Raw genomic sequence first — 17,707 nt, 5'->3', positions numbered from 1 at the left:
TTGTGACCAAACAGCGACATAATCCAAATAGACTGGATTGATTATCAAAGTAGAGCTCTAAGGGGGATTTGATCTATATCAAAAAGGGTGGGACAAATTCAGATTGAACCTCTAAGGGAAACCCTAGATTTCTTGAGTTATTTAGATATATAGCTATTTTTGAGAGTGTTTACTAACTTATTTGGATTTTGGGGTGTCATCATCCATCAAAATCGCCTCACCGGGACCGTCTAAATCGTCAAATTGACCATTTTTTATGGACCAGTTCAAAATCCAGACCAAAAGGCCAATTAAAACCAAAGAAACGGGAATGAGAAGAAATAGGCTTTCCATCTCTATAGTCTAAGCCTTTCGTAAACGCCAGGCATTTAAAGTCACGGCTAACGAAGAAAGTGACATTCCGATCCCGGCAACCCAGGGATTTACCAAACCCATCATTGCAGCAGGTATAGCGAGCAAGTTGTAAGCTAAGGCCCACCATAAATTTTCTTTAATGATCATGTGAGTTTTATCAGCTAGCAACAAAGTTTTTGCTAATGACTCCAAAGAGCTGGCCGTCAGAATTGCATCGGCTCCAGCAGCAGCTAATGGTGCGCCAGCACCAACCGCAATAGAGATATCTGCACGGGCAAGCAAAGGCGCATCGTTCACACCATCCCCAATAGCCCATACAAAACAACCTTCTTTTTGTAATCTTTCGATGTAGTCATACTTATCTTCAGGCGTACAGCCGCCTTGATAGTGCTCGATACCAACATGCTGAGCCCACCATGCAACCGTGGCGCGATCATCACCAGACACTAAATGCACTGCAATCTTTCTAGACTTCACTACTTTTAGGAATTGCTCTAACCCTGCTCTAGGCGTGTCCAAAAATACAAAGCTAGCTATCAATCCTTGCGCATCCGCTAAATGAACCTGACCGTATTGCCCTAATTGCGCACTCTGCTCTAACCCCAGCCACAATGGACTTCCCAAGCGATACTCGCCCGAACTTAAACCTTTTCCCAGTTGATTAATCACTGGCTCACTCAATATAGGTAAAGATAGATTTTCAGAGGTGCTAGCACGTATCAAAGAAAGCGCCAACGGATGTCTTTGCCCCGCCTCTAATGCCGTAGCTAAGGCTAACGCATCTTCACGTCGATAGCCCGTACGCAAATTAGTGATCTCTTGCAACTCTGGCTGACCCATCGTTAGCGTGCCGGTTTTATCTAACACTAAGTCAGTTGCTTTTACTAAACCTTCCATTACATGGCCACGCACAATTAGCAAACCCAATTTAGTTACAGCGCCCTGAGCTGCTGCCATAGCAGTTGGCACTGCTAGCGATAAAGCACAGGGACAACTGGCTACTAGAACGGAAACTAAAACCGTCCATGCACGACTAGGGTCGAAGTAAAGCCAGATAGCCGACGAAGCAAACGCACCAAATAGTAGGAAGGCAACAAAATAAGCAGTCCACTTTTCAGCCAGACTCACCATGACTGGTTTAGCTAGCAATGCTTGATCCAGTAAGGAAGCAATACCTGCTATGCGGGTTGATTGCCCCACTGCCTCAATTCGCATGAGCAATGGATTGAGAATATTATGAGTGCCAGCGTACACACGGTCACCAATCTTTTTCTCAACTGGCTTAGATTCGCCCGTGAGCAAAGACTCGTCTAAGGCGCTCACATTTTCAATCAAGACACCGTCAGCAGGCACCACCTCCCCCGGGGAAACTCGTAATACTTCTCCAGGATTGCAATTAACCACGGGAACCACTTCAATTTCTTGTGATGCCGGGTAGCTCAATGCCCGTTCACATGTTGCAGGCAGTTGTTTAGCTAAGGCCTCTGCTCCACCTTGCGCATCTTGTCTTGCTAATAGCTCCACATATCTGGCCGCCAAGATAAATGCTACAAACATGGTGATGGAATCAAAATATGTGTGCCCAACACCGGCAACTAAATTAATGGTGCCCGCAGTAAATGCCAAAGCCAAAGCCAAAGCGATAGGAACATCCATTCCCAACATATGCGTTTGCTTAAAAGACCGAACACTTCGCCAAGCAGACTGGAATATAGGTCCTGCTGAGTAGACCATCACAGGGACAGTCAATAACCAGCTAGTCCAACCTAAAAGAATCTCAAATTCCGGAGTGATATCAGCGCCGACATACGTAGGCCAGGCATACATCATGACTTGCATCATGCCCAGCATTGCTACACCTAGTCGCAAAAGCAGGTGGCGTCTTTCCTTTTTAGCACGATCTAATGATTGGGAGGGCTCAAATGGCCAAGCCTCATAACCAATGCGCTCAATTTCAAAAAGTAATCTTGCTAAGCTCGTTTTATCTGGAGAAAAACGCACCATTACCTTTTGAGTAACATAATTGATTTGCACATCCTTAACGCCTGCATTACGACGCAAATGTTGCTCGCACAGCCAAACACAAGCTGCACATCGAATTTTTTCTAAGCGCAGAGTGGTTTCAAGATCACCCTCCCCTCCAGATGTGCGGGTGAAACGACCTCGTAACGAAGGATCATCATAAGGTTTGAGTTTTTCTGGAATCTCATTGCTTGCAAGATAAGCCGCCGGCTTATCACCCGACTGAGAGCGCCTGGCATAAAAAACCTCTAAGCCTTCTCCATGAATTGTTTGCGCGATTGCCATGCAACCTGGACAACAGAATGGACGCGTCTCACCACCCAGTTCCGCCTCAGTTAATTCCCCTGGGAGAATCTGGCTTGAACAGTGATAGCAAACTAAAGCATTCTTTTTGTTCATCTGCTCATTTATTTGATTACTCATGCGTGCACTGAGCCGCCCCAGCCTCTACGTCGTTCGTAAATCACAAACAGAACGCCCCACATGACTACGGCAACGTATGCCCATATCCAGGCAACTTGTGAAGTACGAGAACCAGAAATATCCAAGACGAAACCAAAAATGGCAGGCCCCAATAGGCCGCCACCAAACCCCATCAATGAGTGCAGGCCCATTGCAGCGCCCTTGATATTTTCTTGTGCACTAATTACCAAGCCCGCAGTGAGCGTTGAGGAATCTGCCATGATGAATATGGCATGCCCAATAGCCAGAGCAACAATCAACCACCACGACTGGCCAGTTGAGCAAGCGAATGCAATCCCTAATACCGCACTAGTCAGCATCACAATGCATACCCATTTCTGACGCCCTACTCTCAAAGCAATTTCATTACCCAATATGGAAGATGGCACGCCAAAGAAATTAATCACTCCAGCTAAAGTCGTAGCCGTTAGGAAAAAATCTTCGCCAGAAGCAACTGCACAAAAAGCAAAGAAGGCAACAATCCAGCTTCTTGAGGCAAAGAGCTCTAGAGTGTGAGCGGTGTAACCGAAAATAAATCCTGCAGCATTTTTGTCCTGCAAAACCAACTTCCATTTATCCACCGGAAAGATATCGTGCAGACGAATATTGATTGGTCCTTGCCATTTCTCATGCTGAAGCGCTGGAATAAGCAATAAGACAATCAGGAATGCGCTGAACGGGCCCAATGCAATTAAACCAAATACATAGCGCCAGCCAAGCCCACTTAGAATCCAGCCAGAACACAAATACGAAAATCCAGTGCCAATGCCAAAGAAAGCGGTATAGAACGCGATGTGCCGCGTTAACTCACCAGACTGGATGCGATCAGACAAAATTTTCAGGCCAGGCATATAGGTACCAGCAAGACCAGCGCCATTTAGAGCCATAAAAAGTAGAGCCGTCCAAAAGTTATAAGCGAACAAACCCATGCCTAAAAGACCACAGCTTGCTGTGAGACCGCCTATTAAATAGACCTTACGCGCGTCCACCCGATCTGTTAAAGCCGTTGCTAAAGGAACGGCAAGCATGTAACCAAAGAAGAAAGCACTCGCAATCAGGCCCGACTGCAAATTACTGAGATGCCACTCCTCTTGCAAAGTCGTTAACACGACAGCGTAGCAAGCAAAACCTAATAAAGCACAGGTTTGCGCTAGAAGCATAAGAGGGGTATAGCCAGCTGAACGAAAGCGCATAGTTAGTCAGTAGAAACGTGAACTCATTCTACTCGCCCAGAACCAAATAGACCCGTTACACTAGTAAAAAAGAAGGAGACGAAATGAAATACAAAACCTTGTCCAGTAAACTGGTCTGGATCGGCGCAAGCCTTTTTATAGGGCTTATAAGTTCTATAGCTATGGCCGATAACTATCCATCCAAACCCATTAAAGCAATTGTTCCTTTTGCCCCAGGAAGTGCAACAGACCAAATTGGTCGAGCATTTGCCGCCAAGATGGCTGAATCCTTAGGACAGCCTGTAGTCATTGAAAATCGACCTGGGGCCAACGGACTAATTGGTGCAGACTTGGTGGCGAAATCACCTGCAGACGGATATACCCTGCTCTTTGGGACTAATAGTACAAATGCCGCTCTTAAAAGCTTGGTAAAGAATCTTCCCTATAACCAAGATACCGCTTTTACACCTATTGGCTACTTTGGATCAGTGCCACTCATTGTTGCCATTAATAATGATGTACCCGCAAAATCACTAAATGGCTTTGTTGCTCTTGCAAAAGTAGACACCGGGAAAATGACATTTGCATATGCGAGCACATCGCAACGTGTTTCTTCAGAAATGTTGGCGAGCGTTGCGGGCATGAAAATGACTGGGGTATCTTACAAGAGCGGCCCCAATGCCATGACCGATTTAATTGGTGGTCAAGTAAATATGTTTACCGCTGACTTTGCAGTAACTTTGCCTCAGGTGCAAGCTGGAAAAATTCGTGGTCTAGCGGTGACCTCTCTCAAACGCTCTCCAGCTATCCCTGAATTACCAACTGTCAATGAGGCGCTTGGAATAAAAGGGTATGAGTTAATTGCGTTCTTTGCGGCCTTTGGCCCCGCAGGCATGCCAAAAGAGGTGGTACTCAAACTTAACAAGGCTATCAATGATGCTGCTAAATCAAAAGAATTGGTAGAGCGCTTCTCCGCTATGGGCTTTGAAACTCAACCTGGCACACCAGAAGCTCTTGGTCAGAAAATTAAACTAGAAACTGTTAAATGGGCCAAAGCTATTAAAGAAGCCGGAATGGAGCCTGAGTAATTGCTGATAATCAATACTATCGGTCAATATTGATTTCCATAGCTAAGAGCCAATATGAAAGGCTCTTGCCATGGGAATCTAAGTTCAATGATAGATTGACTCCACCATCCAAGACGTCATCAATCACAAAATTAAAAGCTTTTAAGTTAGGTAGCTCATAACGCTTTACTGCGCTGGGATTCCGAAATCCAAAATGGGCCTTTACTTTTTCTTCAGTTAACTCTTTTTGAAGCAGAGAAAAGTCTTCTTGACGATACACAATCACACTAATATTAGATCGATTACCTTTATCGCCGGTTCTTGCATGGGCAAGCTTGTAAAGAGAGATAGTTTTAGCCATTACATCTTTACTCCCTCGTAAAATTCATAAGACGCATGAACTAATTCTCGGGGAACATAGCAAACCAAGGTATTTAAGCGGGGTTTAAGACTGGTACGCACCCCTCCCCCGCCTGCAGGACCGCACGTATAAAGAGCGGTAACCTCCCTGCAAACTTTCAGAGCCTGATCTCGCGCAATGTGTGCGGCTGAAACACGCATACGGATATCCTCAAAGCCCTTTTGAGATTTAAATTGCGGGCCCTCACCAGAATCACTGGAAAACACACTAGATGATCCAATGAAATCAATGCGTAAATTTAAACCACTCAACCTCTCTCGCATAATCTGACCGGCTAATTGAGCACGCTCATATGCATTAAAACCAGCATATGAAATTTCTGCTTCAGCTAACCAGCCGCCATCAATGCACAAGTTTGCTTTTAGAGTCTCAGGTTTAGGATGGCCCTGAATTCCGGTGATCGTAACCCTATCCTCACCTAAATCCTGTATCTGAGCTTGAGTAATATCAGCAACAACATCTGGAGTTAAATACTGTGAGGGATCATGAAGTTCATATAACAGTTGTTCAGTGACCGTCATACGATTTACCAGGCCACCAGTTAAGGATGGTTTGGTCACACAAATTCTGCCTTGCGCATCAAACTCCACAATCGGAAAACCAACATTAGCCAAACCAGGAACCTCTTTAATCCCGGGATCTGCAAAATAACCGCCCGTCACTTGAGCGCCGCACTCCAAAAGGTGTCCTGCCATCGTGGCAGACCCCAAAAAAGCCCAATCATTCCAATCTTTTTTAAAGTGCGCCATTAAAGGACCTACCGTTAGAGATGGATCAGAAACTCTACCAGTGACCACCACTTGTGCTCCCGCAACCAGAGAGTTAGCAATTTCTCTCGCCCCCAAGTAGACGTTTGCACTAACTAACTCACTTTGTAAAAAAATCTCATGATCCTCTGGTGAGAGTAATTTTTCTATCTCAGAACGATACTCTGCTCCTGAAATATCATCGCCTTTCACAATCGCAATCCGAAGATTTGGCAGTCCTTGTTGTTTTGCAATAGCTGAGATTAGTTTTGCCGCCCCCTCAGGATTGGCAGCGCCAAAATTACCAATGATAGGAATGCCCGCTTTTACACAATCAGTTAAAACCGGCTCTAGCATTTCAGACAACAAGGGCTCATAGCCCATCTCAGAATTCTGATGTCGCTCTAGCTGTGCAAGCGCCAAAGTCCTTTCGGCGAGACTTTCAAAAATAAGACAGCCAGCACCGCCTTGCTTTAAAAGTTCATCAACCAAGGGTCTGGCAACATCCGTGCGGTCACCAGAAAATCCAGCAGCACAAGCAATACGGTAGATTCCAGTCACGTTTTAAAAAGGCTTATTGCTGACTTCGATTCGGAGAATCTTGGAAGCCATTAGAACGGTAAGTGAGAACCAAGGTATCTCGATAGCCGTATTTTGCTAACGGCTGAATTGGTGTTGATTCATGAATCATGCGCTGATCATTCATTAACAATAAAGACCAAGGTTGTGTCAAGGTAAAACGCAATCCTGCGGAGCCAGAGGTATCAAATATTCTGGTCTCGCCACCCTTAATACCCTCTCGACCCAATAAGAAGACTGCTACATAATCAACTCCATCGCGATGGGCGCCTTCAGGTGTTGGACGTCCGATACCATCAGTAGTATCAATCCGAAATTGATGCGCTTCAACAAACCAAGTATTCACAGACTTTAGGCTATTCAAGATATGTGCAAGCCCGAGCAAGACGGATTGCCAAGCAGCATTACTTAACAAAACACCTTGAATAGGCTCAAACCAGCGTTCAATTCCACCATGCAGTGCGTTATAGTCCAGCGATTGCCAGTGTGCACGATGCGGAACTAGTGTGAGCTCATCGCCCTTAATCTGATAACTAGCATGACGACGGAAGCGATAGCGCCCACCATCTTTTAAATAAGGGTCGCGGGGCAATTTTTCCCAATACTTCGTGAGATCTTGAAGCTTAGATAGATCTACATTACTAAATTCAGCGACCGTCTCAGCAGACACTACCGCAAAGCCGTCATCACGCAAAGCTTGATCGATCTGCTTTAAGGGGGTCAGTGTAGGCGCAACGCCAGTAATTGTCATGGGTCTATTTTAGGTCAAGCAGCAAAAATACGTTAATCCAACTGCGCCCCGGATGCTCTCACAATTTTTGCCCACTTAGCCAACTCATCCTTTAATAAAGCGCTCAACTTATTAGTAGGGACAGGCGCAAGATCCAAGCCTTGTGCAGATAACTTCTCGCGGACCTCTGGTTTAGCCAGGATCTTCTCCATTGCCGCTTGTACTTTCTTTATTACGTCTGCACTGACGCCAACAGGAGCAAAGATTGCTACCCATACCTCACCAACACAATCAGGGTAAGTTTCTGCAATCGTCGGAATTTCTGGTGCAGCACTAGAACGTTTTGCAGAGCTAATCGCGATCGCTTGAAGTTTCCCCGCTTTAATGTAATTAAGTGCAGATGGCAAGCTTGCAAATGCCAGTGGCACTTGCCCTCCCAATACATCATTAATTGCTGGTGCTACCCCCTTATAAGGGATATGTTGCATTTCAATACCGGCGCTCGCATTGAGCATGGCACCCAATAAGTGACTAATCGTGCCATTACCAGCTGAGGCATATGACAAGTCTCCAGGCCTCTTCTTAGCAGCAGCAACAACATCCGCCAATGTTTTATAAGGAGACCCCGGCGGAGAAACCAGTACATAAGGCGTTGCTCCAATGTAATACAAAGGAACAAAATCGTTTATAGGATCAAAACCAGGATTTTTATATAGGGAGGGATTGATGGCTTGAGCGCTATTGATAGTGAGCAGCAAGGTATAGCCATCCTTATTTGAGCGTGCAACACCTTGGGTGCCAATATTGCCGCCGGCACCAGGTCTATTTTCAACAACAATCGATGCGCCAATAGCCTCACCAAATGATGGCGCAATTAGACGCGCCACAATGTCGTTGGTACCACCTGCCGCCTGAGGAACTACCATGGATATAGGCTTGCTTGGGTAGGCTTGCGCCTGCACCCCAATAGAGACAAGCAAGCCTAAAGCTAAAAATAGATGTTGAATTAGCCTGCTCATTTACAGATCCCTTTTAATTAACCAAATTTAGGCGGTGCCGCACTTCACCCACATGCCCTTTGAGGTCATACAACTCCTTGGCATCCAACATGGATACTTTGATATTTCCAACGCGCCTCTCGATATCCTCGAGATCTTTGAAATTCTTTTCTTTTAAAGCGGGATCTTGAGCATTTCTCTCGATCGCCTTAAGCTCTTCATATACCTGCGCTAACTTCAGTCGCAATAAGAAATTTTTGGTAGTTGGAATGTAAGTAAATAATGGAATCAAAATGACTAGCAATGGAATGACAATTTTGACGAAACGTCCAGCCCATACTGCAGTCCAAAATGGCAAGTGACGATGTAAGAATGAAGGACCATCCTTTAAGTAAATCTCAGCATCCGCATGCAATGGGAAATCCAATCCAGCGCCAGAGGGAAACTCGCCTACCTTTTGTAATCGTGAATAGGATTTCAAAATATCGTAAGAAGCACTTAATAAGAGTGAGACCATGGCCGGACTTACATTGTCATGGGCTACCAAGGTAGCAGTAGCTGCCATCACCTGGATATCCTGATGAGGTTGATCATGCTCAATACTCAATAAACCTCTGGGTACGGTGACCTTGGATAAATAGCTAAGATTTCTGGTGTATGCATCTGCCTGGTCAAAATCCATCAAGCGAATGCCAGGGATAGCGTAAAACTTTTTCAGGATGGGCGCCTCTGCAGCTGCCACAATAAATACTGCATCTAATTCGCCATTATTTAACTTAACGATTGCTTCATCAGGGTTTAATTTCTGCGCGCCAATTTCTTTATCTGTAATGCCGCTAGTCTGCAACAAATTCTGAGTGAGTGCTAAAGTACCACTCCCATCATTACCAATAGAGACGCGCTTACCTTTTAGCTGACTTAAAATCTTGAGTTGGCCGCCATCATTTTTAAATGCGCCCTCACGATACCAAACCCAAATTGGCTCGTAAAACATTCCGGCTATCGAAACCAAATTTGGATATTCGGGAACATTAGCAACACCACCCTGCACCATTGCAAAATCAACCCCAGAATTAGGGTCATTCAAAAGAGCTAAGTTACCTAAAGTTCCGCCCGTGGATCGAATATTTAGATCAACACCCTCTTTGGCTATTTCTGTTTTAAGGCGTTCGCCAAAATGGTAATACAGGCCAGTAGGAAAACCTGTAGCCATCTCGATTGACTTTGGTGGTGGCGGGACTAAAACCCACAATACGCCAAAAAGGATGGTTAACAGGACAAAAAAGACTGCTGTTAGGGCCAAGGGGTTATAAATTTGTCTTTTGATGAAATTCATGGAAATCTCTTTGTTTTTTGCATTATGCCCCGAGCAAAGCAATAGGCAAAGGTTTCAAATCAAGCCTAATAAATCACGATAAGATGATACTTTTAAGCAGCCTCAAAGAACATGATGAATTCAGCAAAAACCAAGGTAGCCCTAGTCACCGGTGCAGGAACTGGTATTGGGCGGGCAGCTGCCAAAGCCCTCCTCAAGGGAGGCTATCAAGTGGTCCTTACTGGACGCAATCTAGATAAATTAGAAAAGGCTATTACTGATATTGGTGGTAATCAAAGTAACTGTATAGCGGTTGCTTGCGATGTCGGCAAACCCGATGAAGTCAAAAAGCTATTTACAGCACTTAGCAATAAATTTGGTCGCATTGATGTGCTCTTCAATAACGCTGGTATGGGAGCCCCTGCCATACCAATGGAGGACCTGAGTTATGAGCAATGGATGAATGTAGTGAATGCCAACCTCTGTGGTGCGTTCTTGTGTTCACAGGAAGCGATTCGTATGATGAAAGCGCAATCTCCACAAGGTGGCAGAATTATTAATAACGGTTCGATCTCTGCACATGCACCTCGTCCAATGTCAGCACCCTACACGGCAACTAAACATGCCATCAGCGGCTTAACCAAAACCATTGCATTAGATGGACGCCCTTTTAATATCGCATGCGGTCAAATCGATATCGGCAATGCCGCCACAGAAATGACTGAGCGTATGGCTGCTGGAATCATGCAGGCAGATCAATCCATTAAGGTAGAGCCACGTATGGATGTTAATCATGTTGGCGAGGCAGTGCTGCACATGGCTCAACTGCCACTAGAAAGTAATATTCTATCGATGACGATTATGGCAACCAATATGCCATTTGTGGGTAGAGGCTAAAACGTTACTGGCGAACTTGGTCGACTAGTAGGCGAACATTAGTTGTGCCGACTTTAATTGTCTGCACTGAAGAAATTAAATCCCCCACTTCCGGTTTTGCCATCCCAGTCTTAGAAATGCGCACCTCGACACTCGCCTCAGATAATTGAGAGAGAGGCGCACTGGGATTCATGGCTAATGAATCATTCAATATAAAGCTCATTGGAAAGTCAGTTGCAGGCACCTTCAAGACAGCAACAGGCATGCGCTCACCAGGTTTACGTGCAATTACCATCACAATGTCGCCAGGGTTAATCTTAGATTTCAGGTCAGCAGATAATTCAATCTTGCCGCTAATGCCTTTTCCGGTTGGAGCAACCGGCACTGAAGCAGTCAGACCACCTTTAGAGCGCGCCTCAGCAATCGATCCTTGAATAGCACGCGCCTCATCCGTATTGGGCGGAAGTTGTTGCGCAAGCTTCTCCCAGGACTGCACCGCTGCCTTGTAATTTTTAGCGTTATAAGATGCGGTTCCAGAAAGCCAAAGTGCCATCATGTTATTGGGGTCCAGCTTTAAGGCTTGATTAATCAACTGCGAAGGCTTCCCAACAAAACTCCCATTTGCATTGCTTGCCAATACATCTGCATAGTCGGCTAACAATTGCGGATCAGAATCAATAAAGCTACCAGCACGTGCGTATGCCTTGGCAGCATCCTCATCACGGCCCAAGATTCGATAGGAGCGAGCTAACATCGCCCAGCCTTTTAAGTTGCCAGGATCTTTTTCCATTTTGATGGCAAATTCAGCCACCATTTTTTCGAAACCTTCCTGGGTAACTGGTTTTTCAGAATTGTTATGGGCTACTCGAACAACATCCCCCAAGGAGAAATACAGCGCCGAGGAGAGCAAAACAATAAAGATACACAGCCCAATTGCAGTCTTCTTTGAAGAGCCCGCAACCTCTCGGTCGTCTTCTTCAATGGTGTCTTGAAAAAGTCTCTGACGCATTTCTGCATGCGCAATTTCATAATCAGTAGAAGTAATTACGCCAGCTGTATGTTCGGCCTCTAATTTATCCAACTCTTCTCGGTATATGGTGGCATTCATCTGACGACGCGATGTCGCAGAGCTCTTTGCGGGGAAGATGAAGGGGCGCAGTAATAGCACTAACACCAGAACCAAGAGTAAAAAAGCAGGGATCAAAAAGCTAGTCACTTATTTCATCCCTCTTTCTTATCGCTTGCATTTAAAAGTGCATCAATGTTTTGATTGTCAGTATCAGTCAGCGTGATATCAGGCAGACTACTATTTCTACGTCTTAAATAGATTAATAAACCAGCAATACCCAGACCCAAAATAACAAATGGGCCAATCCATAGCAACCAGGTCACTGGCTTCACTGGCGGGCGATACAGTACAAAATCGCCATAGCGCTCAACCATAAACGAGCGGATTTGATCATCGCTCTTACCTTCTTTGATCAATATCCGAATTTCACGACGCAAATCATTTGCTAAATCAGAACGTGAGCCAGCCAAAGACTCGTTCTGGCAAACTAGGCAGCGCATTTCTTCTGAAATACTAATGAGGCGCTGCTCTGTTACAGGATCATCCGCGAGTGGTGCAGCATCTTTAGCAAACGCGTTGCCTAAACTAAATACGCAAACGGCGATTAATAAAATTCGCCTCATGATTTCTTTAACTCACTCAACATTGGATAAATTTTTTGATTCAATAAATCCACTGTTAATGGGCCAATGTGTTTAAAGCGAATCACTCCTGCCTTATCGATGATGTAAGTCTCAGGCACCCCATAGACACCATAATCAATACCAACACGTCCATTGCCATCAAAGGCGGAGAGTGTGTAAGGGTTACCTTGTTTTGCCAGCATCGCTACAGCATCTTCACGATTATCTTTGTAGTCCAAACCAATCACTGGCGCTATTTGGGACTTGGAAAGCTCAACCAACACCGGATGTTCTTCACGACAAGCTACACACCAGGATGCCCAAACATTCAGAATCCATACCTGACCCTTCATACTTGCCGGTGAAAATGTTTTATTAGCATCGGCTAATTGAGGCACTTCAAACGCAGGAGCGGCCTTATTAATTAAAGGCGATGGGACCTCATGTGGATCACGATTTAAGCCAATAGCCAAAAAGACTACCAAGCCTACAAACAAGATCAGGGGGATTAAAAATTTTGCTTTCATGCGAACTTGCTCTTTAACTTCAGTCGATAGCGCTTATCTGACATAGCCAACACGCCACCTAATGCCATCAACAGGCAACCACCCCAAATCCAATCCACAAAAGGCTTATAGTAAACACGTACTGCCCAGGATTGGTCATTCAGCTCCTCGCCTAGCGATACATAGATATCGCGGGTGAACCCAGCATCAATCGCTGCCTCAGTCATCGGCATCGTCGATGAAAAGTAGCTTCTCTTTTCTGGATAAAGACTGATCTGTTCGCTGCCATTTTTAGATAGCAGGAATGTGCCACGTATTGCCTGGTAATTCGGACCGCGAGCAGCGCTAACGCCCTGAAGCTGGATTTGATACCCGCCAACTCTTACTGTATCGCCAGCGGACATGCGCACATCTTTTTCTTCCTGATAAGCGCCGACCATTGTGACGCCAATAACAAAAACGGCAATACCTAGATGCGCTACTTGCATGCCAATAAAGGAACGGGTTGGTTTTCCTGCTTTAGCTTGGCGAGCGATTTGCATGCAGCCCGAAGCCATGACCCAAAAAGCTAACATGAAGCCCATGCCTGCAAGCCAAGTAAATTGCCCCATGATTAAGGGAATTCCAACGCCTGCAATCAGAGCAACTGCGCCTGCAATCCATAAACGCTTAATGATGCCAATTAAATTACTCTGCTTCCAGCTTGCCCATGGGCCGATACCCATCAATACCAGCAATGGCACCATGATGGGAACGAATACGCTATTGAAATAAGGAGGACCTACAGAAATCTTACCTAGATGCAAAGCATCAATCAGCAATGGATATAGGGTGCCTAGCAAAACAGATCCGGCAGAAACCACTAAAAAGACATTACCAAGCAAAATCAATGTTTCTCTGGAGCTCAAACTAAATTTGCCGCCCATCGAACTCTTAGGCGCACGCCATGCGTACAGCATCAGGGACGAACCAACTACGAGTGATAAGAAGATCAGAATAAAGATGCCGCGCCTTGGATCGGTTGCAAATGCATGAACTGAGGTCAGAACGCCTGAACGTACCAAGAAGGTTCCTAGTAGCGATAAAGAGAAGGCGGTAATCGCCAAGAGCACAGTCCAACTCTTAAAGCCACCGCGCTTTTCAGTAACTGCTAAAGAATGTAATAAGGCAGTACCCACGAGCCAAGGAATAAACGAAGCATTCTCAACAGGGTCCCAAAACCACCACCCGCCCCAACCCAGTTCGTAATAAGCCCACCATGAACCCAAAGCAATACCGAGGGTCAGGAAAACCCAGGCAGCGGTTGTCCAAGGACGTGACCAACGAGCCCAAGCTGCATCCAATCTTCCGGACAATAAGGAGGCAATCGCAAATGCAAAAGCCACTGAAAAACCGACGTAACCCATGTACAACATTGGCGGATGAAATACTAAGCCCGGATCTTGCAAGAGTGGATTTAATGAGCGGCCATCTTGAGCGGCTGGCAATAAACGCTCAAACGGATTTGAGGTTGTTAAAACAAACAGGAGTAAGCCACTAGTGACCAGCCCCAAAACACCAATTACTCGCGCCACCATAAAGTCATCTAATGCTTTAGAAAGCTGAGCAACCAAAATGGTCCAGGTAGCCAGCAAGAAAATCCACAACAAGAGCGATCCTTCATGTCCACCCCATACTGCACCTAATCGATAAATCACCGGTAGCTGTGAATTAGAGTGCTCAGCAACATAAAGCACAGAAAAATCATTGGCGTAAAAACTCCAAGCCAAGATTCCAAAAGCAATCGCCAATAATAAGAAGACCGTTTGCGCAGCAGGTCTTGCCAGCACCAACCAGTCGCGTCGGCCATAGTGCGCGCCCAGCAAGGGCAAAACCCCTTGAATGAGAGCAATGCAAAGCGCCAGAACTAGTGCGTAATGCCCAAACTCAGGAATCATTTATTCGTTCCGTTTTTTTGAGCTTGCTCTAAGGCATGCTTGGCTTCAGGAGGCATGTAGTTCTCATCATGTTTAGCCAGTACTTCGCTAGCAATAAATTCACCATTGGCATTCATGCGACCTTGGATCACGGCACCTTTACCTTCTTTAAACAAATCAGGAAGGATGCCTGTATATGCTACTGGAATATCTTTTACCAGATCAGTAATCACAAAGTGCACGGTTAGACCATCGCGCTTTAAAGAGCCGTCTTTCACCATGCCACCAATTCGAAAAGCCTGGCTTTGAGGCGCTTTGCCTGCTGACACTTCACTTGGAGTGACATATAAAGCAATATTGCTATTAAGTGCATTCAAAATTAAGAGTGCAGCTACACCAATTACGATCAGCGCTGCAATAATCATTAATGCACGTTTATATCTAGGCTTCACTTACTAATCTCTTTATCAAACTGCTTGGCTAATTGCTCTTGCTTCAACCGACGTACGATTGCTCTAAAGCGAGCACGCACCATGAGGGGCTCCAATATCAATATCAGCACACAAACACCAAAACTACTCCACACATACAGTGCGTAGCCGCCCATGGCAAAAAACTCAGAAGGGCTATTCCACATCAGATTTTCACCTCAATTGATTGTCTCACCCAATCAGCATGGGCTTCACGTTCCAAAATGATTGCCCTCACTCGCATTAAGGTGACTGCAACGGTGTACATCCAAAGACATAAAGCCATCAACAACATACCCCAGAGCATAGTTTGTGCCATCGCCGGGGCTTTTGTGAGTGAAACGGAGGCACCTTGATGCAAGGTATTCCACCATTTCACCGAGAAATAAATGATCGGCACGTTTACAACGCCTACCAAAGCCAAAATTGCGCTCGCCTTATCGGCACGGCGAGGGTCATCAATAGAAGCTCGCAATGCAATAAAGCCCAAATACAGAAAGAGAAGAATTAATTCTGAAGTAAGCCGAGCATCCCAAACCCACCAGGCACCCCACATGGGCTTACCCCAAAATGCCCCGGTCCACAAAGATAAAAATGCCATCCAAGCACCTATAGGGGCAAGAGCCTGCGCCATCATGGCAGACAAACGCGTATTAAAGACCAGTCCTAGTCCTGCCCATGTGGCCATGACTAAATAAATAAACATCGACATCCAGGATGCGGGTACATGAATAAAGATAATGCGATAGCCCTGCCCCTGCACAGCGTCCACCGGCGCAACAAAGAAACTAACCCACAAACCAGCGGCGCCAAATAAAAAAGCCAAGGCCCAGAAGAATGGGGTGAGCTTACCCGCCACCGGATAAAAAGTGCTGGGGCTAGATAACTTAAACCAGTTAACTAAGCGGTGATTAGAAAAAGTATTTATCGGATTCATTCAATTGCAATCTTTACAGCAGCACTACTTACCCAAGGAACAAATGCTAAAGCCAAAATCAATAACGCGCCCAGCAATGAAAAATGGCCTGAGGCATCCAAGCCCACACTATTGGCATATACGGCGCCAGCACCAAAAATAAGAACTGGGATATATAACGGCAGTATCAATAAACTTAATAACACGCTGCCACCTCTGACACCCAAGGTCAACGCTGCACCTATGGAGCCTAGTAAGGATAGCACCGGGGTACCTAATAATAGGGTTCCCATCAGTACATACAAAGAACTAGCATCCAGATCAAACTGAATACCAATGATCGGGGCCAAGAGCACGAGCGGTAGTCCACTCACAATCCAATGGGCAACAATTTTTCCAGTTACGAACAAGACCATAGGCTGCGGCGACAAGGCAAGCTGCTCTAAAGCGCCATCTTGATAATCGGCAGCAAACATCCGATGCAAGCCTAATAAGGTAGACAGTAAGGCTGCAACCCAGAGAACCCCAGGAGCAATCTTGCGAAGTAAAGCAGCATCCGCACCAATACCCAATGGAAACAAACTAGTCACTACGACAAAAAAGAAGAGGGCTGTGAGCACCTCGCTCTTGCGGCGCATAACCAAGAGCAAATCACGGCGAATGATGGCTAGTAAAGCATTCATAGATCTAGCACCCTCACATGCGGAAGATCCACCGCTTGATGGCTAGTCAGTACCACTAGACCACCTTGCTCTACATGCTCTGCTATTAGTCCTTGTAAATCTTGAACAGCATGAATATCAAGTGCGTTGAACGGCTCATCCAAGATCCACAACTTGGCTTGACGTGTCAACATGCGAGCCATTAAGACTCGACGCTTTTGTCCAGCCGATAAACAACTGACCGGTAGGTTCTCGCGCCCACGCAAACCAAAACGCCAGAGCGCTGCTAAAGCCTTATCACCTGGCAAATGAATGTCGTCCAGGACTGCATACAGCTGCAGATTTTCCAAGGCAGTCAGATCTTCCTTCAGAGCATCACGATGCCCCAGGAATAAAAGTTCCCGATGATATATAGAAGGATCTTTAGCGATTGATTGATGATTCCAAAGAACCTCCCCCGCCTCTGGTTTAGAAAGTCCCGTCAGGAGTCTTAAGAGGCTAGTTTTTCCGACCCCGTTCTCACCGCGCACATGCAGGCACTCTCCAGCCGCCACTGTCAGATTCAGATTCAGAAATAATTGTCGCTCCCCACGAATACAAGTCAGCGCACGAGCTTCAAGCATCAAATGCGGTGTATTGGAGGAGGAATGAGTATCAACTGTCATGAGGGCTTGGGGCTTGAATCAACCACCCATGGCATTGTCCAAGAGCCTCTAAGAGCTGTCAAACCAGCAAAAGTGGAATTAAAGGAATAATCCCTTTTAATTCAATTACTTATGTAATTATAAACCGAGTCGGCCGAG

19 protein-coding genes are annotated in these 17,707 nt (G+C 45.7%); 2 read left to right on the top strand and 17 right to left on the bottom strand.

The window, feature by feature from the left end; all coding sequences use genetic code 11:
- Positions 1–177: 177 nt before the first annotated feature.
- Genes ccoS through ICN37_RS02140 form a run of 3 tightly spaced genes read right to left on the bottom strand, consistent with a single transcriptional unit; the run spans position 178 to position 4,031 of the window.
- Positions 178–333, bottom strand: coding sequence for a cbb3-type cytochrome oxidase assembly protein CcoS (gene ccoS, locus ICN37_RS02150; RefSeq protein WP_215320656.1), 156 nt, complete (start codon positions 331–333; stop codon positions 178–180).
- Between the two features lie 9 nt (positions 334–342).
- A complete protein-coding gene (locus ICN37_RS02145) occupies positions 343–2,799 on the bottom strand; it encodes a heavy metal translocating P-type ATPase (protein WP_255538448.1) in 2,457 nt (818 codons plus the stop codon).
- Positions 2,796–4,031, bottom strand: coding sequence for an MFS transporter (locus ICN37_RS02140; RefSeq protein ID WP_216154524.1), 1,236 nt, complete (start codon positions 4,029–4,031; stop codon positions 2,796–2,798). Before ICN37_RS02140 ends, ICN37_RS02145 begins: the two co-directional genes overlap by 4 nt.
- Positions 4,032–4,114: 83 nt before the next feature.
- On the opposite strand from ICN37_RS02140, the gene ICN37_RS02135 reads away from it, so the two are divergent.
- Positions 4,115–5,098, top strand: coding sequence for a tripartite tricarboxylate transporter substrate binding protein (locus tag ICN37_RS02135; protein ID WP_216154523.1), 984 nt, complete (start codon positions 4,115–4,117; stop codon positions 5,096–5,098).
- 16 nt (positions 5,099–5,114) lie between these two features.
- Here ICN37_RS02135 and ICN37_RS02130 read toward each other — a convergent pair whose 3' ends face one another.
- Genes ICN37_RS02130 through ICN37_RS02110 form a run of 5 tightly spaced genes read right to left on the bottom strand, consistent with a single transcriptional unit; the run spans position 5,115 to position 9,887 of the window.
- A complete protein-coding gene (locus ICN37_RS02130; protein ID WP_216154522.1) occupies positions 5,115–5,438 on the bottom strand; it encodes a hypothetical protein in 324 nt (107 codons plus the stop codon).
- Positions 5,438–6,805 carry an acyclic terpene utilization AtuA family protein gene (locus ICN37_RS02125; RefSeq protein ID WP_216154521.1) on the bottom strand — a complete coding sequence of 456 codons (1,368 nt, stop codon included), beginning with the start codon at positions 6,803–6,805 and terminating at the stop codon, positions 5,438–5,440. The genes ICN37_RS02130 and ICN37_RS02125 overlap by 1 nt, the downstream gene beginning before the upstream one ends.
- Positions 6,806–6,818: 13 nt before the next feature.
- Positions 6,819–7,574 (bottom strand): 2OG-Fe dioxygenase family protein, encoded by a 756-nt coding sequence (locus tag ICN37_RS02120; RefSeq protein WP_216154520.1) that lies wholly within the window; start codon positions 7,572–7,574, stop codon positions 6,819–6,821.
- A 32-nt stretch (positions 7,575–7,606) separates the two neighbouring features.
- Positions 7,607–8,572 carry a tripartite tricarboxylate transporter substrate binding protein gene (locus ICN37_RS02115; protein ID WP_216154519.1) on the bottom strand — a complete coding sequence of 322 codons (966 nt, stop codon included), beginning with the start codon at positions 8,570–8,572 and terminating at the stop codon, positions 7,607–7,609.
- A 13-nt stretch (positions 8,573–8,585) separates the two neighbouring features.
- Positions 8,586–9,887, bottom strand: a complete 1,302-nt coding sequence (locus ICN37_RS02110; protein WP_216154518.1) for a TAXI family TRAP transporter solute-binding subunit — start codon at positions 9,885–9,887, stop codon at positions 8,586–8,588.
- 114 nt (positions 9,888–10,001) lie between these two features.
- Between ICN37_RS02110 and ICN37_RS02105 the strand changes: the two genes are divergently transcribed.
- A complete protein-coding gene (locus ICN37_RS02105; RefSeq protein ID WP_370623808.1) occupies positions 10,002–10,763 on the top strand; it encodes an SDR family oxidoreductase in 762 nt (253 codons plus the stop codon).
- 4 nt (positions 10,764–10,767) lie between these two features.
- Here ICN37_RS02105 and ccmI read toward each other — a convergent pair whose 3' ends face one another.
- The 9 genes from ccmI to ccmA are packed head-to-tail and all read right to left on the bottom strand — an operon-like array spanning position 10,768 to position 17,569.
- The gene (ccmI, locus tag ICN37_RS02100) at positions 10,768–11,958 is read right to left on the bottom strand and encodes a c-type cytochrome biogenesis protein CcmI (RefSeq protein WP_216154517.1); all 1,191 of its coding nucleotides are present in this window, start codon (positions 11,956–11,958) and stop codon (positions 10,768–10,770) included.
- Between the two features lie 5 nt (positions 11,959–11,963).
- Positions 11,964–12,434: a cytochrome c-type biogenesis protein gene (locus tag ICN37_RS02095; RefSeq protein WP_216154516.1), complete on the bottom strand. Its 471-nt coding sequence runs from the start codon at positions 12,432–12,434 to the stop codon at positions 11,964–11,966.
- Positions 12,431–12,961 carry a DsbE family thiol:disulfide interchange protein gene (locus ICN37_RS02090; RefSeq protein WP_215320673.1) on the bottom strand — a complete coding sequence of 177 codons (531 nt, stop codon included), beginning with the start codon at positions 12,959–12,961 and terminating at the stop codon, positions 12,431–12,433. Before ICN37_RS02090 ends, ICN37_RS02095 begins: the two co-directional genes overlap by 4 nt.
- Positions 12,958–14,877, bottom strand: a complete 1,920-nt coding sequence (locus tag ICN37_RS02085; protein ID WP_216154515.1) for a heme lyase CcmF/NrfE family subunit — start codon at positions 14,875–14,877, stop codon at positions 12,958–12,960. The genes ICN37_RS02090 and ICN37_RS02085 overlap by 4 nt, the downstream gene beginning before the upstream one ends.
- Positions 14,874–15,308, bottom strand: a complete 435-nt coding sequence (ccmE, locus tag ICN37_RS02080; protein WP_215320677.1) for a cytochrome c maturation protein CcmE — start codon at positions 15,306–15,308, stop codon at positions 14,874–14,876. Before ccmE ends, ICN37_RS02085 begins: the two co-directional genes overlap by 4 nt.
- Positions 15,305–15,493 carry a heme exporter protein CcmD gene (ccmD, locus tag ICN37_RS02075; RefSeq protein WP_215320680.1) on the bottom strand — a complete coding sequence of 63 codons (189 nt, stop codon included), beginning with the start codon at positions 15,491–15,493 and terminating at the stop codon, positions 15,305–15,307. The genes ccmE and ccmD overlap by 4 nt, the downstream gene beginning before the upstream one ends.
- Positions 15,493–16,263: a heme ABC transporter permease CcmC gene (gene ccmC, locus ICN37_RS02070; protein ID WP_216154514.1), complete on the bottom strand. Its 771-nt coding sequence runs from the start codon at positions 16,261–16,263 to the stop codon at positions 15,493–15,495. The genes ccmD and ccmC overlap by 1 nt, the downstream gene beginning before the upstream one ends.
- Positions 16,260–16,925, bottom strand: a complete 666-nt coding sequence (gene ccmB / locus ICN37_RS02065) for a heme exporter protein CcmB (RefSeq protein ID WP_216154513.1) — start codon at positions 16,923–16,925, stop codon at positions 16,260–16,262. Before ccmB ends, ccmC begins: the two co-directional genes overlap by 4 nt.
- Positions 16,922–17,569 (bottom strand): cytochrome c biogenesis heme-transporting ATPase CcmA, encoded by a 648-nt coding sequence (ccmA, locus tag ICN37_RS02060; RefSeq protein WP_237767783.1) that lies wholly within the window; start codon positions 17,567–17,569, stop codon positions 16,922–16,924. Before ccmA ends, ccmB begins: the two co-directional genes overlap by 4 nt.
- Positions 17,570–17,707 lie beyond the last annotated feature (138 nt).

Origin of the sequence: Polynucleobacter sp. P1-05-14, from assembly GCF_018881675.1 — a bacterium.
Classification (GTDB): domain Bacteria; phylum Pseudomonadota; class Gammaproteobacteria; order Burkholderiales; family Burkholderiaceae; genus Polynucleobacter.
Note: the sequence above shows the minus strand (reverse complement) of the source record. Positions and strands in the feature narration are given on the sequence as shown.

What these genes read in the sequence shown, in the direction of transcription:
- ICN37_RS02090 (WP_215320673.1), bottom strand. Translation starts at nt 12,961, where the DNA reads ATGAAAGCAAAATTTTTAATCCCCCTGATCTTGTTTGTAGGCTTGGTA.
- ccoS (WP_215320656.1), bottom strand. Translation starts at nt 333, where the DNA reads ATGGAAAGCCTATTTCTTCTCATTCCCGTTTCTTTGGTTTTAATTGGC.
- ICN37_RS02130 (WP_216154522.1), bottom strand. Translation starts at nt 5,438, where the DNA reads ATGGCTAAAACTATCTCTCTTTACAAGCTTGCCCATGCAAGAACCGGC.
- ICN37_RS02145 (WP_255538448.1), bottom strand. Translation starts at nt 2,799, where the DNA reads ATGAGTAATCAAATAAATGAGCAGATGAACAAAAAGAATGCTTTAGTT.
- ccmB (WP_216154513.1), bottom strand. Translation starts at nt 16,925, where the DNA reads ATGAATGCTTTACTAGCCATCATTCGCCGTGATTTGCTCTTGGTTATG.
- ICN37_RS02105 (WP_370623808.1), top strand. Translation starts at nt 10,002, where the DNA reads ATGAATTCAGCAAAAACCAAGGTAGCCCTAGTCACCGGTGCAGGAACT.
- ICN37_RS02110 (WP_216154518.1), bottom strand. Translation starts at nt 9,887, where the DNA reads ATGAATTTCATCAAAAGACAAATTTATAACCCCTTGGCCCTAACAGCA.
- ICN37_RS02085 (WP_216154515.1), bottom strand. Translation starts at nt 14,877, where the DNA reads ATGATTCCTGAGTTTGGGCATTACGCACTAGTTCTGGCGCTTTGCATT.
- ccmC (WP_216154514.1), bottom strand. Translation starts at nt 16,263, where the DNA reads ATGAATCCGATAAATACTTTTTCTAATCACCGCTTAGTTAACTGGTTT.
- ccmA (WP_237767783.1), bottom strand. Translation starts at nt 17,569, where the DNA reads ATGACAGTTGATACTCATTCCTCCTCCAATACACCGCATTTGATGCTT.
- ICN37_RS02140 (WP_216154524.1), bottom strand. Translation starts at nt 4,031, where the DNA reads ATGCGCTTTCGTTCAGCTGGCTATACCCCTCTTATGCTTCTAGCGCAA.
- ccmD (WP_215320680.1), bottom strand. Translation starts at nt 15,493, where the DNA reads ATGTGGAATAGCCCTTCTGAGTTTTTTGCCATGGGCGGCTACGCACTG.
- ICN37_RS02135 (WP_216154523.1), top strand. Translation starts at nt 4,115, where the DNA reads ATGAAATACAAAACCTTGTCCAGTAAACTGGTCTGGATCGGCGCAAGC.
- ICN37_RS02120 (WP_216154520.1), bottom strand. Translation starts at nt 7,574, where the DNA reads ATGACAATTACTGGCGTTGCGCCTACACTGACCCCCTTAAAGCAGATC.
- ICN37_RS02095 (WP_216154516.1), bottom strand. Translation starts at nt 12,434, where the DNA reads ATGAGGCGAATTTTATTAATCGCCGTTTGCGTATTTAGTTTAGGCAAC.
- ICN37_RS02115 (WP_216154519.1), bottom strand. Translation starts at nt 8,572, where the DNA reads ATGAGCAGGCTAATTCAACATCTATTTTTAGCTTTAGGCTTGCTTGTC.